The sequence below is a fragment of the Geobacillus sp. BK01 genome (genome assembly GCF_052220245.1).
In the GTDB taxonomy this organism is placed as follows: domain Bacteria; phylum Bacillota; class Bacilli; order Bacillales; family Anoxybacillaceae; genus Geobacillus.
In genome coordinates, this window is the sequence record NZ_JBQPTH010000024.1 from 22801 (window position 1) to 35697 (window position 12897).

Below are 12897 nucleotides of genomic sequence, written 5' to 3' on the forward strand. Positions count from 1 at the left end.
CGTTCGTCGATGCATGTAACAATGGAGTTGGCGAAAACCACCCATCTCTGCGTTGTCGAGCGGGGCATCAACAGCTGGAAAGAACTTATCAAAAGGCATAACTGATGCCTGTTTTCCGAGGCCAATGCACGGAGCGCCCGTTTGTCGGGCGCTTTGTCATGCGTTCGGGCCAGCGAAATGCGCATCAGGACCGCACACTCTGCGCGGATCTGCCAAACTAGGAAACCGTTCGTTGATCCCGCTGCCTTTCAATAGTTTGTTGCCCCGGTCGGAGATAGTCCGCCGCCTGTCGGGCGTCCCCGCTCTGTTGCAACCGGTCAGACAAGCCCACCTCGACAGATCCCCCAGTAAGGTTGCAGGTAAATTCAGTCAAAATAGTGGCCATTTTTGGTGAAATTATATTATTCAGAAAAAATATAACGACGTTCAATTTTTGTAACTAAACAATGTCTATTCTAAGGAATATAGAAAATTTTTTTGACAATACAAACATAATAAATTATTATAGTAAAAGAATTAAAGGAGGGTTTGTCATGTCACCAATCGATAAGCAAGAAATCGCTTCCAGCGTTCCTCAACGCGGCTTTTTCGGTCATCCGAAAGGGTTGTTCACGCTCTTTTTCACGGAGTTTTGGGAGCGCTTCTCGTACTATGGCATGCGCGCTATTTTGGTGTACTACATGTATTATGAAGTGTCGAAAGGCGGGCTCGGCCTTGACGAACATTTGGCGCTTGCGATCATGTCGATTTACGGGGCGCTTGTGTACATGTCCGGCATCATCGGCGGCTGGCTCGCTGACCGGGTGTTCGGAACGTCACGGGCTGTCTTTTATGGCGGCATTCTCATTATGGCCGGCCATATCGCATTGGCGATCCCTGGCGGGGCGACGGCGCTGTTTATGTCGATGGCGCTGATCGTTCTTGGAACGGGGTTGTTGAAACCGAACGTTTCAAGCATTGTCGGCGATATGTATCAGCCGGGTGATGACCGCCGCGATGCCGGGTTCAGCATTTTTTACATGGGCATTAACTTAGGGGCGTTTTTGGCTCCGCTTATTGTCGGGACGGCGGGGATGAAGTATAACTTCCACCTCGGTTTCGGCCTTGCCGCTGTCGGGATGTTTCTCGGACTTGTTGTGTTTGTGGCGACAAGAAAGAAAAACTTGGGGTTGGCCGGGACGTATGTACCGAACCCGCTGACGCCGGATGAAAAGAAAAAAACCGCCGCGATCGTGGCGGCCGCGGCCGTTGTCATTGCCATCCTGCTTGCGATCTTGATTCCAAACGGCTTGTTTACTGTTGAAACGTTTATTTCCCTTGTCGGCGTCTTAGGCATTATCATTCCGATCATTTATTTTGTCGTCATGTACCGCAGCCCGAAAACAACGGCGGAGGAGCGGTCGCGCGTCATCGCGTACATTCCGCTGTTTGTCGCATCGGCGATGTTTTGGGCCATCCAAGAACAAGGGTCAACGATTTTGGCGAACTATGCGGATAAACGGACGCAGTTGGATGTCGCCGGCATTCACCTTTCACCGGCTTGGTTCCAATCGCTGAACCCGCTGTTTATCATCCTCTTAGCGCCGGTGTTCGCCTGGATGTGGGTGAAGCTTGGCAAACGCCAGCCGACGATCCCGCAAAAATTCGCCCTCGGCTTGTTGTTTGCCGGTTTGTCGTTCATCGTTATTTTAGTGCCGGGCTACTTGAGCGGCGGAGAGCTCGTCCATCCGATTTGGCTCGTGTTAAGCTATTTGATCGTGGTTCTCGGCGAGCTTTGCCTGTCACCGGTCGGCCTGTCGGCGACGACGAAACTCGCGCCTGCTGCTTTCTCGGCGCAAACGATGAGCCTTTGGTTTTTATCGAACGCCGCGGCGCAGGCGATCAACGCCCAGCTCGTCCGCTTCTATACGCCGGAAAATGAAACGGCCTATTTCGGCACGATCGGCGGGGCGGCGCTTGTGTTGAGCATCATCTTGTTTGCGCTCGCTCCGGCTATTCAGCGGCTGATGAAGGGTGTACGCTAATCCATCGGCTGCCCTTTGTCTTGGAAGAGAAAACGAATGAATCAAAAAGTGTCATGTTGTGGTTAAGACGTTCTGCGCGGGCAGGGCGTTTTTTTTTTTTTTTTTTTTTACTTAACGGAATATTTACACAAATCAAAAAATGACTTTAGATAGTATTTACAAAAATACGTTACAGTGGAGTAGAAAAGAGGAGGGAGGAGAAAAGTGGATGGCATTTCTAGAGTTGGTTGAGGCGACGAAGTCGTATGATGGCCAAAAAAACGTGGTCGAGAATGTGGATGTTGCGATTGAATCAGGGGAATTTTTTGTTCTTGTCGGCCCGTCTGGATGTGGCAAAAGCACGATTTTGCGGCTGATAGCGGGTCTTGAGTCGCTGACATCGGGATACGTGGTGATTGATGGACAAGTGGCGAACGATTGGCCCCCTCACGCCCGCCGATTATCGATGGTCTTTCAAAACTACGCGTTATATCCGCATTTGACCGTGGAGCAAAATATGCGCCTTGCCCTGCAGGCGCAAAGAGTGCCGAAAGAGGAACAACTAAAACGTTGCTTGGAAGCGGCGGAAATGCTCGGGCTGACGGATGTGTTGCAACGGAAGCCGAGGGAATTATCGGGAGGACAACGTCAGCGCGTCGCCCTAGGACGAGCGATCGTTGCGGGGACGCCGCTATGTTTAATGGATGAGCCACTTTCCAATTTAGATGCCAAACTGCGGGCGAAAATGCGGAGTGAGCTTCGCCGTTTGCAGCGTCAGCTCGGCATGACCGTTATTTATGTCACTCACGATCAAACAGAAGCGATGACAATGGCGGATCGGATGATGATTTTGCATGACGGCCGTCCGCAGCAGATTGGCAGTCCACTTGATGTATACAATAGCCCTGATAATACATTTGTGGCCTCGTTTATCGGAACACCGCCGATGAATTTAGCGGACGCGTATGTGCTCGAACATTCCCTTTTATTGCAAGGCGAACGGCCGATTCGCCTCGAGCGCCGTCCCCTGCCAAAGGCGGAACGGGTGATTGTAGGAATCCGGCCGGAACATATTCGTCAGGCGGAACTCGGGGAAGGACATATGACAGCTAAAGTCAGCCATATCGAATGGCTTGGCAGTGAAACGATTGTAATGTTTGAGTTGGCGAAACATCTCCATTGGACCGCGCGATGGCACGGGCAATGGAACATGAGACCGGGAGAAATGGTGTCATTGGCGTTTGATGAGCGGGCGCTGCTCTTTTTTAATGAACGAGGGGAACGAATCAGCCCGCCGGCCATCAAAAGGGAGGAGGTGTGGATCGGCCCATGAATGAGCGTGTTTCGCCGGCCTTTCCACCGCCACAATGGTCGGCCCGCATAGAGCGGGCAACGCGCTATGCTGCGATCAAATCGTGGTTCGAGGGCATGGCCTATCTTCTTCCTTCACTTCTTCTGTTTGGCGTGTTTCTTTTTTATCCGTTAGGGAGGACGGTGTATTTAAGTGTATTTCACACCGATTATCAAGGGCGGCCGACAGAATTTGCCGGTTTGGCGCATTTTGCCGCCTTGCTTCAAGATCCTTCGTTTTGGCACAGCCTCAAGGCAACGGTTTTATTTGCCGTGTTCACTGTTCCTACAACCGTCATCATCTCGTTTAGTTTGGCGCTGCTTGTGCATGAAAAACGGAAAGGGATCGGGATTTTCCGGACGATTTTTGCTTCTACAATGGCAATGAGTGTGGGAGTTGCTTCCGTGATTTGGATGTTTATGTACAATCCGGCGATTGGGGTCATCAATCGCCTGTTGTCCGCAATCGGCGGCACTCCGGTTTCGTGGCTCCTTGATCCGGATACGGCATTGTATGCGGTAGCGGTGACGACGATTTGGATGAATATTGGGTTCACGTTTTTGTTGTTGCTGGCCGGTTTGGAAAACATCGACCCATCTTTGTACGAAAGTGCCCGCGTCATGGGCATGAGTTATTGGCGTCAGCTGTGGACAGTGACCGTGCCTCTTGTATCCCCAACATTGTTTTTTGTCACGACTGTTTCACTCATTCAAGCGTTGCAAACATTTGGGCAAATCGACTTTTTAACAAAGGGCGGTCCAGTTGAAGCTACAAATGTGTTCGTTTACGCGATTTACCGGGAGGCATTCGTCAATTATCAGTTCGGGCCCGCGAGCGCGCAAGCCTTGCTGCTCTTTCTGATCATCGCCCTAGTCACCTTTTTGCAGTTTCGGTTTGCCGAGAGGAAGGTGCACTACCAATGAGAGTGGTGCGGACAACCGTTTATTATGCGTTACTATGCTTATGTTCGATGGTGATTTTGTTTCCGATCGCTTACGCTTTTCTGATGAGCTTGATGGATGGGGCGGCTATTTTAGGGGGGCGCGTATGGCCTGAGGAGTGGGCATGGACGAATTATGAAGATGCGTTTAAGCAAGCACCGCTCGGACGTTATCTATGGAACAGCTTTCTCGTTGCTTCGGTCATTACAGTAGGACGCCTTATTGTTTCGAGCTTAGCCGCTTTTGCTTTTGTGTTTCTCCGTTTTCCGGGTCGGGATCGGTGGTTTTATGTTTGCATCGCCACCATGCTCGTCCCATGGGAAGCCACGGTGATTCCCAACTTTTTGACCATTCAAGCGCTTGGATGGACAAACCACTACATAGGGCTTATTGTGCCGTTTTGGGCGATGGCGTTTGGCATCTTTTTATTGCGCCAACAATTTAAGCAAATTCCGTACGAACTGTACGAGGCGGCACAGTTATCCGGCATCGGGAATTTCCGCTTTTTTTGCCGCATCGTGCTGCCGCTTTCAAAAACGGGTTTGGTAACACTGGCTATTTACAGTTTTTTAGACGCTTGGAATATGTATTTATGGCCGCTGTTGGTCACAAATGATAACGGTGTCCGCACTGTGCAGATCGGGCTCAAGCAACTGCAGACACAGGAAATTGCCAGCAGTTGGGGTGTCGTTATGGCAGCAGCCATCGTCGCGATGTTGCCGACACTGCTGCTGTTGTTTGTTGGCCAGAAACAATTGCGTAAAGGGCTTATGCGCGGAGCGATTCAATAACGGAGAGGAGAAGCGAAGATGAGAAAGAGTTGGGCCGGTGTTTTGTTTTTCGTGCTTATTTGGATTGTGGCGGGATGTTCAAGTGAACATGCTGGTCAGGCGGCGGAAGGCAAAACGGAAGTGGTGTTTTGGCACTCGATGAGCGGGGATTTGCAAACAGTGCTGAACGATATTGTAGCGGATTTTAACCAAACTCACCCGGAGATTGAGGTAAAGCCGGTATTTCAAGGCACGTATGAAGAAGCGTTGACGAAATGGAATGCGGTGGCAGGGACGAAAGATGCGCCAACGATCATGCAGACGTTTGAAGTCGGGACAAAGCACATGATTGACAGCGGAAAGATTACCCCGGTGCAAACGTGGATCGAGAAAGACAAGTACGATGTTTCGCAATGGGAGAAAAACATTGTCAATTATTATACGGTGAACGGGCAGATTTACTCGATGCCCTTTAACTCCTCCACCCCCGTGCTGATTTATAATAAGGATGCGTTCCGTGAAGCGGGGCTTGATCCGGAAAAGCCGCCGTTAACCTATAGCGAGTTGAAAGAAGCGGCGAAAAAGCTGACGAAGAAGAAAGGAAAGGAGACGGAACGGTACGGATTCTCCATTTTGAACTACGGATGGTTTTTTGAGGAAATGGTGGCCGTACAAGGAGGGCTGTATGTAAACAACAACAACGGCCGGAGCGGTGATGCGACGAAAGCAGTATTTAATGGAGAACAGGGGAAACGTGTCTTTGAGTTGATTCGGGACATGTACGAAGACGGTACATTTTACAACGCCGGCCAAAATTGGGACGATATGCGTGCTGCTTTCCAAGCAGGAAAAATCGCGATGTATTTGGATTCATCGGCTGGTGTAAAAACGTTGGTGAACAGCTCGCCGTTTGATGTTGGTGTTTCGTATTTGCCTGTTCCGGACGGCGTCGAGCGTCAAGGTGTCGTGATCGGCGGCGCTTCGCTTTGGATGATGAAAGGAAGCAGTGAAGAGGAACAAAAAGCGGCGTGGGAGTTCATGAAATACTTGACGACGGCTCCGGTCCAGGCCGAATGGCATGTACGTACAGGCTATTTTGCCATCAACCCGGCTGCGTACGAGGAACCGAGGGTGAAAGAAGAATGGGAGAAGTATCCACAGCTCAAAGTAACGGTGGATCAGTTGCATGAAACGAAGCCTACCCCCGCTACTCAAGGAGCGCTCATAGCCGTCTTCCCTGAATCGAGACAGCATGTCGTGAAAGCGATGGAACGGTTGTATGAAGGAGTGGATCCGCAAGAAGCGCTTGATCAGGCAGCGACGGAGACAAGCAAAGCGTTGCGTGCGCGGTGAGAGCATAGGGAAATCGAATACTCCCCTGTGGCGGGGATGAAGCAGGGTGTCCTCAAAACAACAGGACACCCTCATGGCTGTGAACTACCCACCCCCTACACTTCGCTTAGAGGTGGGGGCTTCAAGCGACTTGTGTGTGTTCGCCGAACGGTAAGCCACACACAAGAACTCTTTACGCTTCCCTTCGTTCCGAAGGTGTCCGTTCTCGCCATATTCGATCCTATTCGTTGGCTAACGCCAACCGACATTCATCTCCCACTTTCCCTTCGCTTCGAAGTGGGAGACTTTTTTCGGAAAGATGTTAAAAATGTTGAGACGCTCCGAGAGGAATTGATGAGCGATTTTATTCCGCCTTCTCACCGTTTGGAGTTTCTGCTTCATGGCATCCATGTTTTGCTTAACGGTTTTCATGTCTTGCTTCATGACGGTCATGTTCTCGACTAAGCCTTGGACAAGCGCGGTCGATTGGTGTAAAGGCTCTTCCATTACGAAACTCCTTTCTATGCAAAACGGTGTTCATGAGGGGCGTTTCGACGAAAAAGAAGGCTTTCAAGATGAGAAAGTTGGAAAGAAACGCCTGCCCATTGATTTTATCATGGCTGGATGAGGCCATCATTCTAAAATTCAAAGAAACGAAAAGGGATAAATGGGGGAGATGTTGAATATATCGATAGCGGAAATGTTTTGATCTTGAAGAAAGTAGATTGATAGGAGAAACAAACATGAATGCACGGGGCAAGAGGAGAAATGCAGCGCTTGTGTGTATGATGTCCATCTGTTTATTTTCATGCAGCAACGCGGCTGATCGCGGCGTCGAGGAAGTGCTGGCGGCACCAACCGAACTGGCGGGGCAAACAATCGAGCATCCACCGCTGCCGAGTCCTGTCGACAAAGCGGCGGTGGCGCGGGCAGCAGCAAAAGCGGCGGCGCCAAGTGAGGTGCGCATCGTCGTAAGCGCGGCAGGCGATGTGACGCTCGGGCGCGATGAGAACTACGGCTATGTGTACTCGTTTGATGACGAAGCGAGGAAGCATGGTTTGCGCTATTTTACAAAATACATTGAGCCGATCTTCCAAAAGGACGATTTTACGACCGTCAATTTGGAAACGACGTTGACGACCTCGACGCGCAAGGCGAGCAAGAAGTTTCGTTTCCGCGGTCACCCGAGTTATGCGAAAGTGTTAACGTACGGGGGCATCGATGCTGTAAACTTGGCCAATAATCATACATACGATTACTTGCAGCAGGGATATAACGACACGATTGCCAATCTTAAAAAAGAACATATCGGGTATTTCGGCCGCACCCTTCGGCTGTTGAAAACGGTGAAAGGAATCCAAATCGGGGCGCTTGGTTATGAGGGATGGAGCAACACGAACACATTGCGCAAGCAAATCGTCAATGACATCCGCACGCTACGGAAGCAAGGAGCCGATCTTGTTCTCATCCATTTCCACTGGGGAGTGGAACGGAGTTATGTGCCTAACAGCACGCAAAAGGCGCTCGGCCGCTTTGCGATCGACAGCGGCGCTGATTTGGTTGTCGGCCATCACCCGCACGTTGTGCAAGGGATCGAGGAGTATAAAGGCAAGTTTATTGTCTACAGTTTAGGGAATTTTATGTTTGGCGGAAACAAAAACCCGAGCGACAAAGATACGTTTGTCTTCCAGCAAGTGTTTTCTTTTCAAAACGGCAAGCGGACGGCGAAAAAACAAATCCGCATCATCCCGTTCCGCATTTCGTCAGTTACGACAAGAAACAACTACCAACCAATGCCGCTAACAGGCCGGGAAGCAACCCGGGTGAAAAGCAAAATTATTTCGCTGTCGGCGAAAGTGAAGAAGCCGACATGGACGGCGTACGAGGTCAAATGAAAAAGGGAGGGTGTCTCGCAAGGGCGGGACACCTTTTCTTCTTGATGGAGGGAACTATGTTGTATTTTCCGGAAAAGGTTGGCGGCTTGATGACGAAGTAACCCAAAACCGGCTTTTCTGCTAGCAAACGCCGGTGTTTCAACAAAAACAATCGTTTTTTTTTTTGCTGTTCCCTTAAGGAAAACGCCTTTTTGGGCCATCCCTTCACCCGTTTTAGACTTTGCGGAACTATAGATGTTCATGCATCTTCCGCTTTTAACTTTTTTGGCAGCAAGTCTTCGGGCGCTAACGTTTTCCACGTATGACTTTCCCTTCACAACGTATATTAACCGTTGAACAAAAGCCGTTAGGCGAAGGAGGTGTGTCGAATGAATCGTCTGTTTCAATTGTTTCGCGTCCAGCGCAACCACAGCTTTTGGAATTCATGGTTGGCGCTTACCGGACGGCGAAGAAACAACGGCGCCATCTGGACGCTTGTCAGCTTAGGCGTAGGTGCGGCGGCCGCCGCGATGGTCGGCGCTAGAAGAAGACCGCGCATAGGGCGGATGACGACGGGGCCGATGCAAAATATGATTCGCGGTCTAAACCGTTGGATGGGACGGCAAATGGGAACGACGCGGGTTGCTCCGGCGGAGTTTGCGGAAGAAATAACTCCCCGGCGGCCGGGTGGCCAAGGGAACCAATAATCGTTTTAGGTGGGTTGGCAGCACGGCAGTTGCCGGCCCGCTTTTTGTTTCATGTGCCCGCCTTGTGTTTTGATCATGCATAATTGGCCAAACTAACGCTGTAGGAATGCATTTTCCGCCGGAAAGTATAGGGAAAGGGGGATCAAGGGTGCCAAAACGGGTTATAATGCTGATTATTGATTCATTAATGTATCCTGCCCTAGAGAAAGCGGTGGGCGAAGGAATAGCCCCAGCTTTTCAATTTTTCATGGAAAAAGGGACCGTATACCCGAACGTGGTGACTTCGTTTCCGACGATGTCGGTCACGGTCGACAGTTCGCTTTTGACCGGAACGTATGCGGACGTTCATCGGGTGCCCGGACTTGTTTGGTTTCATGACGAAGAGAAGCGGCTTATCAACTATGGAAGCCATGTACGGGAGTTACGAAAACTCGGTCTTTTGCGGGCACTCAATGATATTTTCTATCGTTTGAACAACGAACATTTAAGCGGAAACATCGCTACGGTCCATGAGGAGCTGGCGGCCAGGGGGATCGAGACCGCTTCCATCAACATGCTTTTGTATCGCGGAAACACGGCCCACCCGCTCCGTTTGCCGGCGCTGCTTTCTTTGTTCAGGCCATTTCGCGGCGGACGAAAAACGCAAGGCCCCCATCTGTTTACATACGGATCGTTTGTGCGGCTCGGCCCATCGAAACAAAGCGGCCACTTTTGGCAAAAGTACGGATTTAACAACCGCTTTTCCGCTCAAGAGCTCGTTCACCTCATTCGGACGGATCGCCTGCCGCCTTTTACCATTGTCTATTTTCCGGATATGGACAAAATGGTCCATAAACACGGGCCGCTGGATACAAAAGGCATCGCCCAAACAGACAAGCAACTGCAAGCCATCTTAAACAGTTATCCGAGTTGGGAGGAAGCGCTCCGTGGCCATCATTGGATTATCATGGGCGATAACGGGCAGGCACCGGTTCGCGCCGACCGAAACAAAGCGCTCATCGACTTGCGCCGGCTGTTTCACTCATATAAAGTGATGGCATTAAAACATGGGGTGCAACAAGGCGATGAGCTCGTGCTGGCGGTGAATGAACGCATGGCTTTTATTTATACGCTTGATTTGCAGCGGGCCCCATTAGCGAAGCTTGCCGAGGTGCTGCAGCAAGATGAGCGGATTGATGTCATCGCTTGGCTGGAAGGGGATAAGGCGCACGTCATTTCAGGCGTTCGGAGTGGAACGCTTATTTTCCGTCCCGGCGGAACACAGGCCGATGAATATGGACAGTGCTGGGATATCCAAGGAGAGCTTGGCGTGCTCGATTTGGCGACTAATGGGGGGCGTCTTTCATACGGCGACTATCCGGACGCGTTGGCCCGGCTGTACAGTTCCTTGACATCACACCGCGGGACTTTTTTGATTGCCAGTGCCGCCCCAGGGTTTGAATTTATCGGTGAAGGGTCGCCGACCCATGTAGGCGGAGCAAGCCATGGCGCGCTGCACCGCCACGATTCACTCGTGCCGATGATCGTCACAGGAACGAAGTCAGCGCCAAAGCATTTGCGTGTCATTGATCTGAAGGAATGGATTTTGTCGTTGCTCGAGGAGGAAACCGGGTATGAAAAAGGCGAAGCGAATGTGTGAAAACCGGATGCCGCAAACAAAATAAACGAACGGAGGAAAGGTGAAGGAGACGGCGTATAGTTCCGTCTCTTTTTTATTAAAAGAAAGCCATAGCGAACCGAAACGGATAGATGAAGAATCGATAACAAGTAGTATAAATTTTCGTTTTTTTCAGTTTAATGATTGACAAAGGGTTACTATTTTAATAGTATTATGTTAAACGGACGATATTAAATAAAACATAATAAGATTAAAGAGGTGTCTGACGGATGCCGGCACGTAAGGAGGTACGCTGTTCATTTTGCGGTTCGGCGAATGTAGCGCCGCTCTCAATGTTTGGAACCGCTCAGCTTGTTTCGCAATATTATTGCCATCAATGCAAAAGTGTGTTTGAGCGGGTAAGATGGAGAAACGATGCCAACAAGGAAGGAGAGACTATCGATGAAGATCAAGAAGCATTATCCGCTGTTTATTAACGGCCAGTATGTCGAAAGCAGCAACGGCGAAGTGTTTGAGACGGTCAATCCGGCGACAGAAGAAGTGATTGCGACGGTCGCCAAGGCGACGAAAGAGGATGTCGACCGGGCTGTCGAAGCGGCGCGTGCAGCGTTTGAATCAGGAAAATGGCCGAAAATGACGGCGGCGAAACGGGCGCGCTTGCTTAATCAAATCGCGAATCTCATGAGGGAGCGGTTCGATGATTTAGTGTACGCTGAAGTGCTCAACAGCGGCAAAACGGTGGACGCGGCGAAAGGGCAAATTATGCAGGCCATTGAGGATTTTGAATTTTACGCAGCCGCGGCGATTACGCTGCAAGGGGATACGAACCAAGTCCCGAACGGGTTTTTCAACTATACGGTCAAAGAGCCGGTCGGCGTCTGCGGCCAAATCATCCCGTGGAACTATCCGCTGATGATGGCCGCTTGGAAGGTGGCGCCAGCCTTGGCGGCAGGGTGTACGGTTGTGTTAAAGCCAGCAAGTTATACGCCGATCACGGCTTATATGCTGGCGGAAATTTGCCATGAGGCCGGAGTGCCGGAGGGCGTCGTCAATGTGATTACGGGAAGCGGTTCCGAGATCGGGCCGTATATGACCGAACACCCGGGCATTGATAAAGTGGCGTTCACCGGGGAGACGGAAACGGGCAAAGACATTATGCGGCGCGCTTCGGGGACGTTGAAACGGGTAACGCTGGAATTAGGTGGGAAATCGCCGAACATCGTGTTTGACGACTGCGACATAGAAGCAGCGGTCAATGGTTCGCTTTACGGTATTTTTTACAATACCGGACAGTCGTGTGAAGCCCGCTCGCGGCTATTTGTACACGAAGCGATTTACGATGAATTCATGGAAAAATTTATCGAAAAGGCTTCCCGCGTCCGCGTCGGCAACCCGTTTGAAAAAGGGGTACATATGGGGGCGGTCATTTCGCGAAGCCACCAACAAGTGATCGACGGCTATGTGAAGCTGGCGGTGGAGGAGGGTGGCGAAGTTTTGTACGGCGGAAAAATTCCGGAAGGCGAAGAGTTCGCGAAAGGCTACTGGTATATGCCGACGGTAATCGGCAATGTCAAAAATGAAATGCGGGTGGCACAGGAAGAGATTTTCGGGCCGGTCGTTGTCGTGATGAAATTCCGCGATGAGGAAGAAGTTATCCGGCAGGCGAACGATACGATTTTTGGGTTAGGATCGGCCGTATGGACGAAAGACCACGGAAAAGCCCATCGTGTTGCTTCACGCATCCGGGCCGGGATCGTCATGGTCAACTCGCCAATTTCCGCCTTCCCGGGCACGCCGTTTGGCGGGTACAAACAGTCAGGATTTGGCCGTGAGCTGGCGCTTGAAACATTGAATTTGTACACTGAGACGAAAAGCGTCGTCTCGTATATCGGCAGCAAGCCGTTGAATTTATTCGGGATTTAAAGTTCATTCCTATAAAACAATAATGACGATTTGGAGGGATTAAGATGGCGAATGCTGTAACAGTGGAGAAACAATATTTAACGGTGGTTAAAGAAGAGGGGATTGCAGAAATCCACTTGCACATCAACAAATCAAACTCGTACGACTTGGAGTTTTATAAAGAGTTCAACGCAGCGATCGATGACATCCGCTTCGATCCGGACATCAAAGTCGTCATTCTCATGAGCGATGTGCCGAAGTTTTTCTCGGCTGGGGCGGACATCAACTTTTTGCGGTCGGCCGACCCGCGGTTCAAAACGCAATTTTGCCTGTTCTGCAACGAGACGCTTGATAAGATCGCCCGCTCGCCGCAAGTGTACATCGCTTGCTTAGAAGGGC

At 50.7% G+C, this 12897-nt stretch carries 12 protein-coding genes; 11 read left to right on the plus strand and 1 reads right to left on the minus strand.

Annotated elements, in window-relative coordinates; translation table 11 throughout:
• Window positions 1-533 precede the first annotated feature (533 nt).
• From ACTVDO_RS15595 to ACTVDO_RS15615, 5 genes are all read left to right on the plus strand, one after another.
• Window positions 534-2024 (plus strand): peptide MFS transporter, encoded by a 1491-nt coding sequence (locus ACTVDO_RS15595; protein ID WP_020960136.1) that lies wholly within the window; start codon window positions 534-536, stop codon window positions 2022-2024.
• A gap of 208 nt (window positions 2025-2232) precedes the next feature.
• Window positions 2233-3336, plus strand: a complete 1104-nt coding sequence (locus ACTVDO_RS15600) for an ABC transporter ATP-binding protein (RefSeq protein ID WP_442901825.1) — start codon at window positions 2233-2235, stop codon at window positions 3334-3336.
• Complete coding sequence (locus ACTVDO_RS15605; protein ID WP_020960134.1) at window positions 3333-4277, plus strand: carbohydrate ABC transporter permease; 945 nt, start codon at window positions 3333-3335, stop codon at window positions 4275-4277. The genes ACTVDO_RS15600 and ACTVDO_RS15605 overlap by 4 nt, the downstream gene beginning before the upstream one ends.
• Entirely contained in the window at window positions 4274-5086 is an 813-nt protein-coding gene (locus ACTVDO_RS15610) for a carbohydrate ABC transporter permease (RefSeq protein WP_020960133.1), read from the plus strand. Before ACTVDO_RS15605 ends, ACTVDO_RS15610 begins: the two co-directional genes overlap by 4 nt.
• A gap of 18 nt (window positions 5087-5104) precedes the next feature.
• The gene (locus ACTVDO_RS15615; protein WP_442901826.1) at window positions 5105-6418 is read left to right on the plus strand and encodes an ABC transporter substrate-binding protein; all 1314 of its coding nucleotides are present in this window, start codon (window positions 5105-5107) and stop codon (window positions 6416-6418) included.
• A 231-nt stretch (window positions 6419-6649) separates the two neighbouring features.
• Here the strand turns inward: ACTVDO_RS15615 and ACTVDO_RS15620 are convergent, their stop codons facing one another.
• Window positions 6650-6904 carry a hypothetical protein gene (locus ACTVDO_RS15620; protein WP_020960131.1) on the minus strand — a complete coding sequence of 85 codons (255 nt, stop codon included), beginning with the start codon at window positions 6902-6904 and terminating at the stop codon, window positions 6650-6652.
• Between the two features lie 236 nt (window positions 6905-7140).
• Here ACTVDO_RS15620 and ACTVDO_RS15625 point away from each other — a divergent pair, with 236 nt between their 5' ends.
• The 6 genes from ACTVDO_RS15625 to ACTVDO_RS15650 form a co-directional block, all read left to right on the plus strand.
• Window positions 7141-8292, plus strand: a complete 1152-nt coding sequence (locus ACTVDO_RS15625) for a CapA family protein (RefSeq protein ID WP_023817644.1) — start codon at window positions 7141-7143, stop codon at window positions 8290-8292.
• Window positions 8293-8660: 368 nt separating this feature from the next.
• Window positions 8661-8978, plus strand: a complete 318-nt coding sequence (locus ACTVDO_RS15630) for a hypothetical protein (RefSeq protein ID WP_442901827.1) — start codon at window positions 8661-8663, stop codon at window positions 8976-8978.
• Between the two features lie 148 nt (window positions 8979-9126).
• Window positions 9127-10617 (plus strand): alkaline phosphatase family protein, encoded by a 1491-nt coding sequence (locus ACTVDO_RS15635; RefSeq protein WP_023817642.1) that lies wholly within the window; start codon window positions 9127-9129, stop codon window positions 10615-10617.
• A gap of 248 nt (window positions 10618-10865) precedes the next feature.
• Window positions 10866-11072, plus strand: coding sequence for a PaaD-like zinc ribbon domain-containing protein (locus ACTVDO_RS15640; RefSeq protein WP_071990881.1), 207 nt, complete (start codon window positions 10866-10868; stop codon window positions 11070-11072).
• The gene (locus ACTVDO_RS15645; protein ID WP_020960126.1) at window positions 11038-12519 is read left to right on the plus strand and encodes an aldehyde dehydrogenase family protein; all 1482 of its coding nucleotides are present in this window, start codon (window positions 11038-11040) and stop codon (window positions 12517-12519) included. Before ACTVDO_RS15640 ends, ACTVDO_RS15645 begins: the two co-directional genes overlap by 35 nt.
• Window positions 12520-12563: 44 nt before the next feature.
• A partial coding sequence (locus ACTVDO_RS15650; RefSeq protein ID WP_442901828.1) for an enoyl-CoA hydratase/isomerase family protein occupies window positions 12564-12897 on the plus strand: 334 nt, incomplete at its 3' end.